Here is a 17,356-nt window from a genome sequence, read left to right on the forward strand (position 1 = left end):
GACGGAGGACTGAAAATGAATTCGTGCTTTTACGATATAAATTGGATATACATACCAGGGGGCAAAGCCAGAATAGGGAGTTCTTTGGAAGAAATTGAAGAAGCACATGACTATTGGAGGACTCGTTTGTTATCAGATTCATACAAAGATGAATTTAAAAACTGGTTACTCAAGGAATATCCAATAAATGAGGTTTATTTAAAACCCTATAAAATTAGTGATATCCCTGTCACAAATGGATTGTATTTAGAATACTGCGAACAAACTAGTCAGCCTTTCCCAGAAAGTATTTCTGATCAAGTCTTGGGAGGTGGCCATGAAAATCCAGTCTGGGGTGTCACCATCGAAGAGGCTCTAAGTTTCTGTGAATGGTTGAGCTCAACAATCAATAAGAATATTACAATTCCTACTGAAGCTCAGTGGGAATTTGCAGCCAGGGGGGAAACCCGGCGAATATATCCATGGGGAAATAATTTTTCTCAAGAATTTTGTAATACTTATGAATCAAAGATAGAGAAAACCACTCCTGTGCGAAAATACGAAAAAGGAAAATCATATTATGGGCTTTATGATATGGGTGGAAATATTGAGGAATGGGTTCACACCAAATATGATGCATATCCTAATGGGGTTGTTATAGATGATGACCTTTTACAGATTCTCGGAAAGGATTATTTTATCCTAAAAGGGGGTTCCTTTGCTCGAGGTGGAGATTTGTGCAGGGTTGCTAGAAGACACGGGAGACATCCAAATCCCGAATTTCGCTTTACAGGTTTTAGATTAGCTATAAGTCTATAGACTATGGTGGTGAAAAATGTCACAAAATCGCAAAATGAGTTTGCTATTACTAGCAAATATAATTAGTGCCATCGGGAGTGGAATATCAGCTTTTACTATCCCTTGGCTAATTATTAATATGAATGAAGGCGAAAAAATATATGGACTACTTTTCATTTCAGTTACAATAACAATTTTTTTCTTAAGCCCATATATTGGAGTCATAATTGATAATTTTCCTCGAAAAAAAATATTATTATATTGTGAAATCTTGGCAGCTATAATATTTGGTGTATTATTAACTAATTATTTTTTTTCAGGTGAATTCAGTTTATGGATCCTAATAATAATGACGATTGTTAGCTCTTTATATAATGCTATACAGATTCCGACATTAATGGCATTTACCCAGAGTATATTCACTCAAAAAGAATACAAGAAAGTAAATAGTTTAATGGAAGTACAAGGTCAAACAGCCACTTTTTTAAGTGCCGGCCTTGTAGCTTTGCTTTTAGGCAAAGTTGATATATGGTTAATATTTCTATTGGATATTTTCACATTTATCCTAGCATTTTCAATACTGTTATTTATTCCCTACCAAAATAATTCAACCTCTAGAGAAGCTGTTATTAATGAAGATAAACCTATTTTAAAAATGTATAAAGACATAAAAGTAGCATTAAAATATATACGAGAAAATACAGCTCTAATGATTTTCATATTATGTACTTTCCTTCCTTTTATAATGGTCATAACTGGAAATTACATAAATCCTGTGTATGTATATAAAGAGTTAGAAAAAGGTCCAGAAATAGTTGGTTATTCCAGTGTTATATATGCATTAAGCGCTATGACGGGAGGAGTAGTAGTAGCCTATCTATCAAAACGATTCGGTGATTACTCATCGACATATATTACTTATTCTATTTTTATTATTGGAATAGTTGGAATAGTGATGTTTCCTTTCGTATCCGCATTTTTATTAATGAGAGTGTTTGCAGGAGTCGGTAATGCAGGGACTAGAGTCTTGAGAAGAAATATTATGATGGATAAAATCCCTAATGAGATTATGGGGAGAGTTAATAGTTTTATTAACTCCTTCAGTCTTTTAATGCAGTCTATTATAGTTGGATTTTTTAGTTTTTCTATTGGTAGTTTTGGTGCTTCAACCTCCTTTATTACGATTATTTTTATATTATTAATAGGTTTAATTCTTATGATATCCTCTCATCATTACTATAAGAGGAAAAGTTCAGTTTTACAGCATCAAAATAGTGTGGTTCAGCATAAGAACTAATTCATTATAAGGTGGCTATAAATCTATGGGGAACGCTAGAACAATAACAATAAACAGACAGAAAATTATAGAAAATTTCAAAAAAGGCTTAGGTAATACCTCTGTTCTTGAAATAAAAAATAATAATGGAGGAAAAATATTTGCTAAATGCGAATGGGAAAACCCCACAGGGTCAATAAAGGATCGAGCTGCATTAAATATGCTAGAAAAAGTAATAAATGAACATTCGTCAAATAATGAAGAAATGCATATTTTAGAATATAGCGGTGGAAACTTAGCCATTTCCTTAGCTCACCTTTGTAATTTACTTGAATTAAAACTAGATTTGGTCTTAAGCGATTCAACTAGCAATAGTATTATTCAAAAAATCAACCAGTTAGGAGCAAATATACATCTTGTAGATAAAAATCTAGGCTTCTGGGGCGTTATAGAATTTGCTAGAAAACTACATGAAGAAAATGATAAATTTACTTTTTTATATCAACACGAAAATAGCGCAAATATTGAAGCGCATAGAAATGGCACTGGCGAAGAAATTGTTGAATTTATGAAGTTGAATAATATTAGTAAAATTGATGCATGGGTTAGTGCTGCTGGAACAGGAGGAAGTTTAGTAGGCGTATATAAAAAGTTGTCGGAAAAATTAGATGATTTTGAAGTGCATCTTGTAATGCCCGCCGAAGCACCTTACGGTAGTGAAAACCCACCAAGCCCAGGGAAGAGGTTAGCTGGTACTGGAGGGTTTGGGTTAGGCAGAAAACAGAGTTTCTTAAAGAGTATTGAGCACCTCATTAAAGAGCAATCATTATGTTCATATGAGGAGGCTCTTTCAGAGATGAAAGATTTTTATTCTGAAACAGGAATAAAGATAGGAAGTTCGGCCGCTGGAAATTTAAAAGCAGCAAAAAAAATTAGCGAAAAATTAGGAGAGAATTCAACTGTTTTTACCATTTTTCCTGATAGTGGAACTACTGAGGAGTGGGAGACAATATTGGGGGAAAAATTAAATGAGTGATTCACAATATATGAAGTTCGCTATGGAATTAACAAAATACACAGTGGGTCAGACTAGTCCGAACCCAGTGGTTGGAGCAGTATTAGTTAAAAATGGAAGAATTATTGGGGTAGGATCCCACCTGAAAAAAGGTGAACCACATGCCGAAGTACATGCAATAAAGATGGCTGGAGAGGAAGCAAAAGGTGCAACATTATATGTAACCCTTGAACCGTGTTGTCACTACAATAGAACCCCGCCTTGTACAGATTTAATTATAGAAAGTAATATAAAAAAAGTAGTGATTGGAATTTTAGATCCAAATCCACGAGTTAATGGTAAAGGTATAGATAAACTGAGAACAGCTGGGATAGAAGTAGATAGTGGGTACTATGAAAAAGATATATCAGATATAAATAGGTTTTACCTGCACTTTATTAAAAATAAGATACCGTACGTTACCATTAAATCTGCTACTAGCTTAGATGGCAAAATCGCAACAGCTAATTACGAAAGTAAGTGGATCACATCTGAGAAATCAAGGTTGAACAGTCATAGCTATAGAAGTAGTCATGATGCAATACTTGTTGGCGTAAATACAATATTAAAGGACGATCCCTATCTTACAGATAGGGTTAATGGTTTAAATCCTATTAGAATAGTTCTAGATAACAATCTAAGAACCCCTACAGATGCAAAAATAATAAAAGATAACTCTACAAGGACAATAATTTTTATAAGTTCCAAAGTGACTAAAGAAAGAATGGATGAGTATTCAACAAATAACAAGGTGGAAATTATTCAAGTTAATAATCCTAGGATAGTAATCAGAGATGTGCTAGAGAGGTTAGGTAACCTAGGTATAATTTCAATCCTTGTAGAAGGGGGCGGTACAGTTATTGAAAGCTTTTTACAAGAGAAGTTAGTCAATGAGGTAGTTAGTTATATCGCTCCTTTAATTATAGGAGGAGAAAAAGCTCCAACATTTGTAGAAGGGAATGGCTTTAGAACATTAAACAATGCAATAAAGCTTCAATTTAGAAGCATAGAAAGATTGGAAGAAGATATTAAAATTGTTTCAAAAGTAATTTATTAAAAAGATAAATGGGGATAATTCTTATGTTATTTGTATGCAAGAATCACGTTAAACATGCAGTGAATATGTTGAAAACCCCACATGTAAGTTATAACTCTATTTATATAAAGTGTTTATTTTGTAACGCAGAATCGCTATATAAAATTTTTTATTACGACATTGATATAAGCCGAAGAAACAGAACAATTTACAAAAATGTAAAACACCTTAGACAATTAACGAAAAGCGGAGGGGAAATATGAAAGATATTCCTAATTTAGGTGTTGGACTAATGCTAAAAGAAACATCAATGTCTTCATACCTTAAAAACCAAGAAAAGATTGATGAGATTTGTGATATATATGAGATTTTGGTGAGTAAATACTTTTTAGGACAGAATTCCAGCCTGGATGAAATAAAAGGTAAAATTACTAAACCTTTATTACTACACGCCACATGGAGTTCATTAGGTACCGATGAAGAAATAGAAAAAAAAAATTTAGAAGAATTAAGAAATAAATTAAATTCATTAGTCCCGCTATGGTGGAGTGATCACCTGTGCTTCAATGGTGTAAAAGGTATTCAAACAGGCACTCTGCTGCCCCCAATTTTAACTAGTCACTCTAAAGAGATTTTTATAAAAAAAATTAAATTTCTCAAAAAGGAATTCAAAATCCCTTTCTTAATAGAAAATGTACCATTCTTATTTAATCCAATCGGAGAAATAGACTACTTTAGTTTTATAACAGATATAATTTCTGAAACTAATAGTGGAATTGTATTAGGAATTGATAATTTAGTTGAAAGTAAGAAATTCTATAATATTGATCCCTTTAATTTTATAGATAATCTCCCATTGGAAAATATTATACAAATTCATTGCCCTCTTGAAGAAAATAAGAGTACTCAATATGATGAGATTCTGGAATATATTTCTACAAAGAAAGAGATTAAACCTAGGGCTTTAATTTGGCAGCCAAAAGATGAAGTACTGCTGGATTTTAACGATGAAGTTGTAGATAAATTAAAGTGGAGTAAAAATATCTTTTTTGAAGAGAGGGAAAGTATTGGATACAATCATTAATATTCAAAGCTTCATTTCCCATTACCTACGAAATTACGAAATAAGAAAAACATGTAAATTTAAAGAAAAAAGTGTATTATTTTCAAAATTCAACTTCAGTGAGATAGAAATAAAATTATTTAATCAGATAGACTTTATACTCTTAGAGAGACTTGCAAATAAGTTGCAAAAAGAAAGGATAAATAATCTAAAAAACAATTTCCATGAATTCTATAATTACTTGAAAGAACAAAATAAAGAAGATATTTTTAGGAATTTTGTAAATAATGATACGGGAAGTTTAAATCCAGTAAAGGAAATTGATAGGTTTTATACTTATGCCAAAGATTATTTAAATAAAACCGAAAGTACTAAGTATATAAAAGATCTATTAGATTACACCTATAATTTTACATTGGTTTCAAAAAGCAAGTTAACAGATTCTAATAATGTTATAGAATTAGATTTTGCGGCTCCCATATATATAAAAAAACCTTATAAGGTTTTTAGCTTAAATTACGATGTAGAATCTTTTTCGATGAATAATATGTCTAAAGAAAAACCAACTTATCAAAAAACATATAAAATGCTTATTCAAAAGAACTATTTAGAGCCTACCGAAATTCATTTTTTTGAAATAGAAGACGATGACAATTTTTTTGTATTTTTAGAACAAGGCATAACACCAATTGATTTAATACATAAAGCTTATACCTCCGAACAAGGTAATGAGTGGAGAGAACAAATCATTGAATTATACGAGTTAAATGTGATTGGACATTGATACAGGCAAGGAGGGATTTTAGGTGGAATATAGGCTCGTTGGAAATAGTGGATTAGAAATTAGTGAAATAGGGTTAGGTACTTGGCTAACTTTTGGCGGTTCACTAAATGAGAGTGAGGCAACCAATTTAGTTACTGCAGCCATGAATATGGGTATTAATTACTTTGATACTGCAAATGTTTATCCACTAGGTATGCCTTCTAATAATTCAACACTTACAACCCAAGCTGCAGAGATAATATTAGGCAAAGCATTAAAAAGGTTTTCTAGAGATTCATATGTTGTATCGACTAAAGCCTATTTCTCTATGGGAACGGGACCTAACAGAGAAGGGCTATCAAGAAAACATCTAATCGAGCAGTGCAACGAAAGTCTAAGACGGTTAAATTTAGAGTATATAGATATATATTATTGTCATAGATTTGATCCCTACACCCCCATTGAAGAAACTTTAATGGCATTAGATTATCTTATTAGAAGTGGAAAAGTTTTATATGTAGGGGTGTGCAACTGGGACCAAAATCAATTAGCAGAAGCTAATGAAATAATTAAAACTAGAGGACTACACCCAATAATAACCAATCAATTAAAATATAATATGTTTGACAGAGATATCGAAGAGGAATTACTGCCTTTTTGCGAAGAGGTAGGTATAGGAATCACAGCATATTCCCCATTAGCAAATGGAGTATTGTCTGGTAAATATAAATCGTTTCAAAAACCACCTCTTAACTCGAGAGCATCCAGACCCGAAACACAAAGTATGATGCAAAGGTATCTCGAATTGGAATACCTAAGAAAAGTTGAAAAACTTAATGAATTTGCCATTCAAAATGGAATGACTCTACCTCAATTAGCGTTAGCTTGGAATTTAAGAATGAAGAATATTTCTAGCTGCATAGTTGGTGCTACCTCAGCAGAACAATTATCTGAAAACACAAAAGGTTCGGATATCGATTTGTCAGACGAAGACATAAATGAAATTAATTTATTTCTTATGAATGAAAAACAATATATTTAATATAAGTTAGGGGAGAAAGTTAATGATATTGGTTATTTCAGGTAGTTCAAGGAAAAAATCTAATAATAGAGGATTTGCTAAATATATTTTCGAACAATTAGAGAAAAAAGGTGAAAATGTGGCTTATTTTGATCTTTTTGAGAATCCTTTGCCGATATATTCAGACGATATAAATTTATATAAAAATGAAAATGTAGAAAAATTGTATAATCTAGCTTATGACGCAGACGGATTTTATATTTGTACTCCTGAATACCACAATGGAATGAGTGGAGCTCTAAAGAATGCCCTTGATTTCTTAAATAAGGATCAGTTTATTCATAAACCAATCGCTATTTCTTCTGCAGCAGGATCTGGAAAGGGCGGTGTTAATGCATTAAATAACCTTAGGTTAGTACTGAGAGGGCTGCACGGAATAGTCCTCCCACGCCAGCATATATCGGATAAGATATCTTTTGAAAATAACATTTTGGTGAGTGGGCAATGTAAAGAATCAATTAACCAAATAATTGATGATTTAATATTAGAATCAAATATCAGAATGGCATATTCCTAAAAACTTTTTAAATGAAATAATAATAAATTAATACTTAAGTATTATACAACATCATTCAAAAAGCTGACGTGTCCTCCTTATCATTAATATATCTTATAATTATAAGGAGGTTATTGAAATGATAAAGGGGTTATATGAAGCACATCTTCCGGTAAGTAATATTGAAAAGTCTATAATATTTTATGAAAAATTGGGTCTTCAGTTAGCAATAAAATATGAACAAACAGCTTTTTTATGGATAGTTAAAAATGAAAGTTGGCTAGGCTTATGGGAGTGTGAAAAATATAAAAGTCCTTTCCATCCTTCAATAAGACATGTTGCATTTCAGGTGGATTTTAATGATATAAAAAATGCAAAAATTTGGTTAGAAGAACGAGGGGTTAAAATAAAAGGAGAATTTGGATTTGATGCCACCGAACCCATTGTAATGCCAGATCAAGCTCATGCAATGATTTATTTTAATGATCCAGATGGTAATTCGCTAGAATTTATTAGTAAATTGCCGGCAGATCCAGAGAATAAAGCTGACATGTATTTGAGTGAGTGGGAAAAATATAAGTATGGATCAAATAATAAATGAATCTTAGAGCCAGAGATAACTTCAACTCGGTAACAAGAAGAGCGATTGGCAAAACAGAACTCACCCGATCTGCCACTGCTGAGTTTCTTGAGTCATGTACCTATAGAGCGATAAGGCATACATTAAAACAAAAACATGAAATTCTATGACCTGATAAGGAGAAACTTATCAGGTTTTATTTTTTATGAGACAGCTACAGAGTACACATATAATCACTCCAATATTCCTATTCAAACAAATCCATAAGTCTTTTAAGATGATAGTAGAAAAAAATGGAACTAAAAAAAAGTAGGCAGATGGAGCTGATAAGGTTGAAAGTATTAGATGTGAATGAACTGATAACAAGTACTCAACAGATAAGAAATCAACTGAATATATTTAAGGACCAAATAACACAAATTAGAATAGCCATCGAGGAATTAATTTCTCTTGAAGATTCTTTCAAAGGAGAAGGTGGGCGGTCAATACGGACCTATTATCAGGAATGCCATCTGCCCTTTTTACTTTTTTTTGAATCCTGGATTAAAGACTATCAATCATACTTGGACCGACTAGGAAATTCACTCCATGAACTTGAACCTTCACCAACAGGATTCATCCGCCAGGAATTTTTAGAACATGAGCTTGAACAAGGTTTATCAAAAACAATTAGGATAACTACCGAACTAACAAATGAAGCGAATGAGATTATGACGACAGTAAATGATATTGTCCAGCTGCCTCCCTTAAAAGAAGAACAGTTTAAGCAGGACTCAATTCGTGCTTATAATTCTGTGCATGAGACAGTTGAAAATCTTAATATACTTGACTATCAGCAAACAGTTACCTTAGATCCACTTTTAAATGAGTTAAATATCATGGACCAATACATTCAGAAAATGGCTAATATGTTCCAAGGAGCCGGACTCTCCCTCACTAGTTTTCAGGCTAAATCCCTTAACTGGAAGGATTCTCTTGAGGAAATATCGAATCTAAATCCGGAAAGCAAGCAAAGTCTCCTTCATGATATGGCTGAAGGAGCCATTGAGGGGGCTTCTAAAGCTGTAGGAGATACTTGGGAAGGCCTGAAGTCTACCTATGAGCTAGGGCAGAAGATCATGGGGCCATTCAGTCCGCTGTATTTAGGTAGTGAATTGCTGTTTAATCGTGACCAGCTGTTAGAAAACCAAAAGAAGCACCATGAATTTTATTTAAGTATTTTAAATGACCCCATAGGAAAAGTGCGCCAAGCTCTGGATATGCCGAAATACATATGGTCTGCTGTCACTACTGCCTGGAATCGGGATGTTGTAAATGGGGACGCCCAAAGCCGGACATCCTTCTTTACTTATGTTCTGACCTCCCTTGGAATTGGTATTCTCGGGGATAAAGGGATTAGTAAAGCCGGTACAATCGCCAAGACGGTAGGTTCCGCTACTAAGGGAGGTAAGGGACTTTCTTTTCAGACACAAGGACCAGCTCCTGCAATGGTGGGAGGTGCCGCTCACGGTCCAGTACCTTACAATGTACTTTATAACCCCTTGATACAGATCAAGAAGCTAGCAGATAAAGAGTATAGAGCAAAGCCTAATAAAATTGAAAAAGATAATTATTTTGTTGGTACTTTAAAGGGAGAAAAAGTCCACTTAAAAGGCGTAAAAGTAGAAGAGATTATATACACAAAAAGACATCCGGAAGAAACTGCGCAATTAAGAATAACCTTTAATAATTCTGTTAAGAAAAGTTTTCTTAAAACGTTTGCTAACGATCCGATAAGAGTACAATTTCTTCGAAGGGCAGGGTTAGATGATAATGATATTGCCAGAATGAAAGATGGCCTTAATCCAAAGGGATGGCAAGTCCATCATAATTTACCTTTAGACGATGGTGGTACCAATGATTTTACTAACTTGGTATTGATAAAAAATGATCCATATCATAAAGCAGTTACCAATGAACAAAACTCTCTAACAAGAGAATTAACACCTACACAAAGTAAGAGGATTAATTGGCCAATTTTTGAAGATGAGGTTTACCCACCGGAACCTTTTAAATAAAGAAGGGATGAGCAGATATGGCCCAGTGGAAAGAATTGTTGATTGAAATAAAGAAAATTGAAGAGAAATATGGCAGTTCACTAAGGAACCCAGTTACGGATGTAGAGATAAGCAAGTTGCAGCTGGACATTCAGGAGAAATTAGGGAAATTGGAATTACCAAAGTCTTATGTAGACTTTTTGAAAACTGCAAATGGGTTAGACTTTAATGGACTGGTCATTTATGGTGTTGATGTAAATCTACTTGATGACCACGAAGGTGAAGAACTTCAGGGGTTTGTAGAAACTAATAAGATTTGGCATGAAAATGATTGGCAAAAGCAATACATATTTTTTGGGGACTCTGATACAGCCTGGTACTGTTTAGACCTGAAGAAGGAAATATATCATGCACTAGACAAACCCTCCGGAACCCTAATCCAAGCATATGATAGTTTTGACTCCATGTTTAACGAGGCACTACAAACTGCTTTGTTGTAATGACCAAATATGTAAAGAAAAAGCTCTCTTGGAGAGCTTTTTAAATAATGTTCTTACTCATTGTGTACCTTTATAAAGTCGTAAATAGCTTGACTTAACTTCTGAGCTTCTTCACTTAATTGATCATACGTAGAAATATGGTTAATAGCTTTTTTGCAGAAGTCTAATTTATTTACTATGGTTCCTGATTTTGCAGCATAACTACCTCTTCTTTTCCTAGCCCCTACCGGAAAAAGAGAGTTTATAAAGGTACCCAAATGAATGTTATTGTAATCTTCTTGAGTAAAGTCTTTGTTGGTTAAGTGTTCTAGAGTATCGGTCTTTTCATATTCAGCAATGACTTCTCTTATTATGTCTGCTGAGAGTATATTCTCAATTTCTTTACATTCCAAACAATAATATCTTTCTCCTAGGACTTCTTTTAACTTTTCTTGCCGAGGCAGCTTATCATCGCCGTCTTTGTCTGAAATCAGAAAAAGGGTGCTGCAGATTTTTTCAGCGTTCATTGAAGCATGTCCTTCTTCAGCTTCTGTTTCATCTTCATCTAGGAATGACCAATGAGTTATATTACCACCACTATATTCAACAAATGAATAATGAATATCTTCTTTAAAATTCTTTAAACCCGATTGAGATTCTTGAAATACTTTTAGAAAACGTCTTATATAAAACCTGTCTGTGATCCCTTCAACCCATATGGTACAGTTAGATAGAAGAACAGCTGAATTTTTAACCCCAAGCTCCTGTAACACGCTTTTGTCCTCATTACTTACATTTTCTATAGAGAAAGTTGCATCTAGTTCTTCAGTAGGGTTTCCGGAATGTTCTCCTAATTCTTTTTTGAATTTATAGACTGATATCATATCCATATCAAGTGTCATATCTAAAAAATGATTTGAATGGGTTGTAAAGAAAATTTGGTGATGCGCAAATTGCTCATCCATTATAATTTCAATAAATTTTCTCTGCATACCTGGATGTAAATACAGCTCAGGTTCCTCAATAAATAATAGCAAATTTCCCCCCAAAAACTTAAATAACGGGAATGTTAGGATAATTAATGATTGAATACCATCCCCTAATTCAAATATGTTTTTTTCCTTTTCTGCACCTATTTTAACTTTTATTACATCTGAATTCCTATCGGGCGTAAGTGTAACTTCTTGACCATCAAAGAAGCTTACCGACAAGAATTCTTGAAATTTTATCATGTTGTACCTTTGCTGAACACTTCCTAATAACATATCAGTTATTTCATCATATAGATTAAGTCCAGTATGTATTTCTAATGGATTAATTGCTTTTTTAAAGTAATCATTTTTCGTTCTTTCTTTATAAACATCTTTCTCTGAATCGTTTGTATCTACATATCCTCTAAGGCCACGTAAAGTCGGTATATAAACACGTTTAAAATTTATTTTATAACTTGTACTACTAGGGGTTAATTCATCAAATTTTGATTGGTAATCATTTAATAATGCTTTTAATTTAGTAATAACATGATCTCTTGCATTAGCTGCTCCTGCAGCGCTTGATTTTAAAGTTACTGATGATGAACTATTTAGGTTATTTATTTCATGAACTAATATTTGAAATTGCTCAAATAAATCCCTATCTTCCTTCAAATATGGAATTCTTTCTAAATGTTGTATATCACTAATTAAATTGTTTACATTAAGATCACCGATACCCACAATAGAACGTTCTGTTATAGCGCTAATTATTGCATCTATAAAATCTATTAGTAATTTGTAATTCCTCTCAACGTCTATCATTTCTTCTGGAGGTATAAAAGAGAGACTTCCATCGATTGCAAATAATCCTCTAAGGAATCTACTTTTACCTGAATTATTAGATCCTACAAAGATATTGACTTTAGACAAATTATTAATGACATTCAGTTTATAGTCGGAACTTAAATTATCATTAACAACTAGACTTTTTATGTGATATCCCAAATTATTCACCCACTTCCTGTAAATGTTAATCTTATTATAAGATATTTTCCGTAATTTATCGTTAGTGTGAGTACTAATTAAATCTAGGGTTAACATTTTTGTTTCCCCGCGGTGACCTCTAAAACATTTTAGGATTAGTAAGTGTGAGGGGTTCTGCTTAAAATATAGGGTGCTATTATTTTATAAGCTTATATTAGTAAAGACCACATTAATATTAAATCTTATTAATAATATCGGAGTCCTTCCAAGAGTGAGCAGCATTATTCTTCCGTTGCATTTTTCTTTGTAAATAAATCTGGGTCGTCTTGATGTCAGAATGGCCAAGACTTTCCTTTATGGTCAACAAATCCGCGCCCTGGTCAGCACTAATAAGAGCAAAGCCATGTCTGAAGCTATGAGGCGTAATAGGATTTTTACGCATTCTAATAAAATCCAAATCAGCACTATTTATTTTTTTGATTAAATAATTCGATAGATACTTATATCCATATGCTTTTCCCTTTGAAGTTGTAAACAAAGGGGAGTTATCGGAAGGATCGAGTTTAAAATCTAGCCTTCTTCTTTTACGAAACCCCTCTATGGCCTTTAAAACGTTTGGATGAATTAATACCTGGCGCTCCTTTTGACCCTTTCCCATAACTGTAAGCCAGTATTCTCCATCTAAATAAACAAGATCGCAAACTTTTGCATTACAGAGCTCCTGTATACGGAGCCCAGTTGTGGCCAATACTGATATCAATCCGTAAAGGATGGGATGAGTTCTGAAGTAATTGACTAAGCTAATTACCTCCACAGAACTCATCTCTTTATTTGGTCTATCAAAGGATCGAACATTGCTGCTTAACATTTTTTGATGAAGCGGCACCTTAATGTATTGATTTTCGTACAGGAACTTTAAGAACCCTCTCATTACAACTGTTTTTCGACTTAGGGTAGCTACAGAATATTGCTTACCCCCATTCCCAAGTGGAGCTTCCTTCAACCACTCCTGGTATTTCCTCATATTCCGTGGTGTTAGATTCTTCAATAGTCGATACTCTTGAACATCTCTAATTTCGACTTCTAGCAATTCTGCTTGTTCCAGCAGCTGCTGATAGAACAGAAGAAGATCCCTAAGATATTCCCGCTTTGTATTTTCTGTTCGATTTTTCTTCTCATTTAAATCCTTTTTTTGGTGTGCGTAAAAATATATCATTTCGATATCGTTAAAAAGTGAAAAGTTAGCCTCACCGTCTTTATCTATAATATCGCTCATTTTTTTATGTAAGGAATCATCTAAAAGGTATGTTACCAAAGAAGAAATTGTTTGAGCTTTATTTATTAAATCAGGAGTTAATAATTTATTAATTTGTTCAGTATAAACTAATTCACTAGATTTCATATTTTATTTTACCTCCTTTAGATGAAATATATTTATTAACAATTTTATTTAAAACTATTAATTTTATTTAGATTTTATTATAAAAAACCAATTATATAAGGAGTTATTAAGTTATTATCTTACATTTATTATAATACAGATTACGAGAAAAATAGGTTATTTGTCTATATATAATAAGTATTAACTGTTTTATATTTATTTATTATTTTATTACATATTTTATAAATAACTATACAATAGTAGTTTAGTTTGTTATATTCATTTCAAGGAAAGGTTTTCCATCAACCAAGGCTAAGGTTTTAATTGGAGACTTCCCTAACACACTAAAAAATTTTAAGAAGGGCTGATTAGGATGAAAAAAACATTAACATTCCATCTTCCAGCAATTTCGGTTGAAATTAATGGAAGTGAGGGGCAAACTCAGGACGGACTAAGAAAGTTAGGCGAAGAAGCGGTTATTAAACAACTAACAAAAGATTTTCCTCGATACCAATGGTCAATGACAGAAGGAACTGTGATTAAGGATGAAGATGTGGTTTGTGGACGTCCAGTAAAATTGAAATCTTCTGGAGAAGTAGGCGTTATCTATGAAGTAAAACCAGGAACTAAATATCCTGTAAGGATCCTAATAAATGGTGAGAAAGAAATCCAGTGCACCCAGGCGGCGATTGATAAAGTGTCCAAAAAAGCAAGCATCGACAAATTAATTAAAGGGCGTCAAGAATGGGAGAAATCAACAGGGGAATGGCTTGGTGTTCGAACGGGTTATTTTGTTAACGGGCAAGATATTATTCCAGTGGTACTCAATGCGCGAGGTAGGGGCAAAATGAAAGCTTATAAAATCGATCACGAATCGAAGGGAAGTTACTATCATCTTACAGCTTCTAATATTCTAAGACTATTTGACACAAAATTAGAAGCTGAAGATTACGCCTCTATGTTACAAAATCGTTAGTTTATAACGTTTTAAGAGGCAGTTTACACCATAGTTCATAATAACTGTGATGTAAATTGCCTATGGAACTCAAATATCTAAAACCCGATAATAAGAACGCCTTGTTAATTCATCAGAGGACTTCGGATGGTAAAGGAAGAACGCTTATGAAAGAAGAATTTGAATTCATTGATAAACAGGTGCGAGAGGGGAAAGTTAATATAAAAATAACAACTTATTACCTTTCTGATATCAAAGCAGGTCTCAGAATAGAAGTACGGAAACTATCCACAAAAAGGAAATCAACTGCAGAGATTGAATTAGTTTGGGGAGACGATAACATAATTCTAAAAAAGTCCCTAAGAAAAGTGGTTCTTGAAAATCCAAAAACCAAAGAAGTAAACGCATACATTGACGATTTTATAGAATATAGCAAGAAGAAAGGCTTGCTAAAAAACAGTGATACATAATGCTGAAAGGCAAGTATATTGGCAGTGATAAGGTGTGTTCTTTAAATAAAGAATATACATACTTTTTATTTCCTAATGGACCAAATTATTATTATGTATCTAGATTTAATAACCCCAATGCACATTTTGGATGTTTCGACTGTGACTGGTTTCATATCCTTGAAGAAGAGGATTCCCTTCTGAGCCCCCACGCACGAATATAGATCTTGAACAGGGTAAGATTTATAAAGCTAAATTGTTTTGGAGAAGAGCAGGGTATTGTAATATCCTGCTTTCTCACTATTATCTATTGCCTCAAATTACTCACGCTCATTTCTATGAAGATATTGAACTAACTAAATGTAAGGGATGCTTTCCTCTGCACTGGTTCAAGGATTTCAAAGAAGTATCTTATATAATAGAAGAAACAGGTTCAAATCATTCTCCTTTTACCTTTTCAATAGCTTCCGAGGAAAGTTCGGATATTACATTTAAGCAACTCACACCTTTCTAACGGCAGGAGGGATACCTTTGAATATCGTATTTACTTGTCAAATTTGTAATTCTATTGTGGACGATGGAGGGTATATCACAGTAAACGGATCTCTTTATTGGATTGGCATCGTATGTGGATGTGATAATAAAGTTATTAAAGAGTTAGAAACCTCTATAAGAAAAAAACAATTAAAAGTGATTAGGAAATAATCTCCACTTAAAACTTATATAAAAAATTGTATTATAGTATGATTATCTTAGATAGAAAGAATTGATAACCAGCGACATTGCTGGTTTTTTTATAGAAACATTAAAAAGTAAGGTGAAACTTATGGATAAAGAAAGAGAAATGATAACAACAAATGAAGCTGCAGAGATACTTAATGTTAAACCATCAACTATTCATAAATATGTAAAACAAGGTGAATTAAAGCCGGTTTATGAAGATAACTGGCACATTGATAATACTAAATTATTCTACAAAGAAGATGTTGAGGAATTAAAACAGAAAAAGGGAAAGCCAGGAATTACTACTGGAGAAGCTAGCAAATTACTTGGCCTCCATACAGCAACAATTTTTCAATACATTCAACAAGGATTACTTGCTGCCGAGAAAAAGTTATATAAAGGAAGAGAATTTTATTTCATTGCCCCAGAAGAACTTGAGCGATTTAAATCTTTTTATGAGGAACAGAAAAGGAATGAAGGGAAAGATTTTTACGATAAAGATAAAAACTATGCCTGGTACCAGGAGTTTCTTTCTCCGGAAGGTAAAGACAGTAATTTTCTTTTACTAAACGAAGAGTTGCAGCCTTATCTTCAAAGCCAAAATGGAGAGCAAATTCCGTATGAAGAAATAGAAAAAGCAGGTTATAAACCGGTTAAAAAGATTCCGGATATAGGATATAAAACACAGAAAGGCTTTGCTAAATTCCAATTTACAGAATCCCAGGAATTCTATAGAACAATGGGTCTCTTTTACTCTACACTAGGGCCAAAAAACATAAAGGTTTTTTTAGATAAAGAAAACAAGATAACCGTTGAAGTAAAGCCCATTTTAATTAAAGATGATATACCAGGTTACATTTTTTCCTTACTTGAAGAATCTTTGATTGAGGGAGATATTTCGAAGAGATTAGAAGGAGTGTTTATTGACAGTGACTTGGAAGTTCTCGCTATCGCTATCCCTTCTGAACTAAAGAGAAAAATTAAGGAAGATGCTGCTATATCAAAAAATACAATTGAGGAGCTAGTAATTTCAATTTTAGAAGAAAAGTATGGAAGACTACAATAGTAAGGGTGAATTGGAAGTTTAATCCTCCTAAAATAAAGTTAGCCAAAAGAATCTCTCCAAAAAATAGCAAAACTCGCCCCAAAACTGGGCGAGTTTCTTTGTAATAAATACCGGCTCTTATTAAATTAAAGCCCCGTTAGCTTAATAAGAATCACTCCATTATTCTGGGGTAATCGTTTGGTC

At 33.1% G+C, this 17,356-nt stretch carries 17 protein-coding genes; 15 read left to right on the forward strand and 2 right to left on the reverse strand.

Translation table 11 applies throughout. From position 1 onward, the window contains the following. Window positions 1-15 precede the first annotated feature (15 nt). From AC0VZ9_RS28190 to AC0VZ9_RS28240, 11 genes are all read left to right on the forward strand, one after another. Window positions 16-798: a formylglycine-generating enzyme family protein gene (locus tag AC0VZ9_RS28190; protein ID WP_159866745.1), complete on the forward strand. Its 783-nt coding sequence runs from the start codon at window positions 16-18 to the stop codon at window positions 796-798. 16 nt (window positions 799-814) lie between these two features. Next, complete coding sequence (locus AC0VZ9_RS28195; protein WP_159866748.1) at window positions 815-2,074, forward strand: MFS transporter; 1,260 nt, start codon at window positions 815-817, stop codon at window positions 2,072-2,074. A 25-nt stretch (window positions 2,075-2,099) separates the two neighbouring features. After that, the gene (locus AC0VZ9_RS28200; protein WP_159866751.1) at window positions 2,100-3,089 is read left to right on the forward strand and encodes a pyridoxal-phosphate dependent enzyme; all 990 of its coding nucleotides are present in this window, start codon (window positions 2,100-2,102) and stop codon (window positions 3,087-3,089) included. Further along, on the forward strand, window positions 3,082-4,164 hold the full coding sequence (ribD, locus tag AC0VZ9_RS28205; protein WP_159866754.1) for a bifunctional diaminohydroxyphosphoribosylaminopyrimidine deaminase/5-amino-6-(5-phosphoribosylamino)uracil reductase RibD: 1,083 nt from the start codon (window positions 3,082-3,084) through the stop codon (window positions 4,162-4,164). The genes AC0VZ9_RS28200 and ribD overlap by 8 nt, the downstream gene beginning before the upstream one ends. A gap of 238 nt (window positions 4,165-4,402) precedes the next feature. Then, window positions 4,403-5,227 (forward strand): multinuclear nonheme iron-dependent oxidase, encoded by an 825-nt coding sequence (locus AC0VZ9_RS28210; RefSeq protein WP_159866757.1) that lies wholly within the window; start codon window positions 4,403-4,405, stop codon window positions 5,225-5,227. Further along, entirely contained in the window at window positions 5,211-5,990 is a 780-nt protein-coding gene (locus AC0VZ9_RS28215; RefSeq protein WP_159866760.1) for a hypothetical protein, read from the forward strand. The genes AC0VZ9_RS28210 and AC0VZ9_RS28215 overlap by 17 nt, the downstream gene beginning before the upstream one ends. Before the next feature lie 22 nt (window positions 5,991-6,012). Continuing rightward, entirely contained in the window at window positions 6,013-7,011 is a 999-nt protein-coding gene (locus AC0VZ9_RS28220; protein ID WP_159866763.1) for an aldo/keto reductase family protein, read from the forward strand. 22 nt (window positions 7,012-7,033) lie between these two features. After that, window positions 7,034-7,567: an NADPH-dependent FMN reductase gene (locus AC0VZ9_RS28225; RefSeq protein WP_159866766.1), complete on the forward strand. Its 534-nt coding sequence runs from the start codon at window positions 7,034-7,036 to the stop codon at window positions 7,565-7,567. Between the two features lie 118 nt (window positions 7,568-7,685). Next, complete coding sequence (locus AC0VZ9_RS28230) at window positions 7,686-8,147, forward strand: VOC family protein (RefSeq protein ID WP_159866769.1); 462 nt, start codon at window positions 7,686-7,688, stop codon at window positions 8,145-8,147. Between the two features lie 311 nt (window positions 8,148-8,458). Continuing rightward, on the forward strand, window positions 8,459-10,183 hold the full coding sequence (locus tag AC0VZ9_RS28235; protein WP_236566244.1) for a T7SS effector LXG polymorphic toxin: 1,725 nt from the start codon (window positions 8,459-8,461) through the stop codon (window positions 10,181-10,183). A gap of 17 nt (window positions 10,184-10,200) precedes the next feature. After that, entirely contained in the window at window positions 10,201-10,662 is a 462-nt protein-coding gene (locus AC0VZ9_RS28240; RefSeq protein ID WP_159866775.1) for a YrhA family protein, read from the forward strand. Window positions 10,663-10,715: 53 nt separating this feature from the next. On the opposite strand, the gene AC0VZ9_RS28245 is transcribed toward AC0VZ9_RS28240, so the two are convergent. Next, complete coding sequence (locus AC0VZ9_RS28245) at window positions 10,716-12,716, reverse strand: AAA family ATPase (protein WP_159866778.1); 2,001 nt, start codon at window positions 12,714-12,716, stop codon at window positions 10,716-10,718. A 118-nt stretch (window positions 12,717-12,834) separates the two neighbouring features. Beyond that, entirely contained in the window at window positions 12,835-14,001 is a 1,167-nt protein-coding gene (locus AC0VZ9_RS28250; protein ID WP_159866781.1) for a tyrosine-type recombinase/integrase, read from the reverse strand. 352 nt (window positions 14,002-14,353) lie between these two features. On the opposite strand from AC0VZ9_RS28250, the gene AC0VZ9_RS28255 reads away from it, so the two are divergent. The 4 genes from AC0VZ9_RS28255 (at window position 14,354) to AC0VZ9_RS28270 (ending at window position 17,173) form a co-directional block, all read left to right on the forward strand. Then, a complete protein-coding gene (locus tag AC0VZ9_RS28255) occupies window positions 14,354-14,956 on the forward strand; it encodes a hypothetical protein (RefSeq protein WP_251283963.1) in 603 nt (200 codons plus the stop codon). A 146-nt stretch (window positions 14,957-15,102) separates the two neighbouring features. After that, a complete protein-coding gene (locus AC0VZ9_RS28260; protein ID WP_159866784.1) occupies window positions 15,103-15,405 on the forward strand; it encodes a hypothetical protein in 303 nt (100 codons plus the stop codon). A gap of 510 nt (window positions 15,406-15,915) precedes the next feature. Next, window positions 15,916-16,089, forward strand: a complete 174-nt coding sequence (locus AC0VZ9_RS28265; protein ID WP_251283964.1) for a hypothetical protein — start codon at window positions 15,916-15,918, stop codon at window positions 16,087-16,089. A 121-nt stretch (window positions 16,090-16,210) separates the two neighbouring features. Then, complete coding sequence (locus AC0VZ9_RS28270) at window positions 16,211-17,173, forward strand: helix-turn-helix domain-containing protein (RefSeq protein ID WP_251283965.1); 963 nt, start codon at window positions 16,211-16,213, stop codon at window positions 17,171-17,173. The last annotated feature ends 183 nt before the right edge of the window (window positions 17,174-17,356 follow it).

The sequence above is a fragment of the Cytobacillus sp. QJM3NY_8 genome, assembly GCF_056173585.1.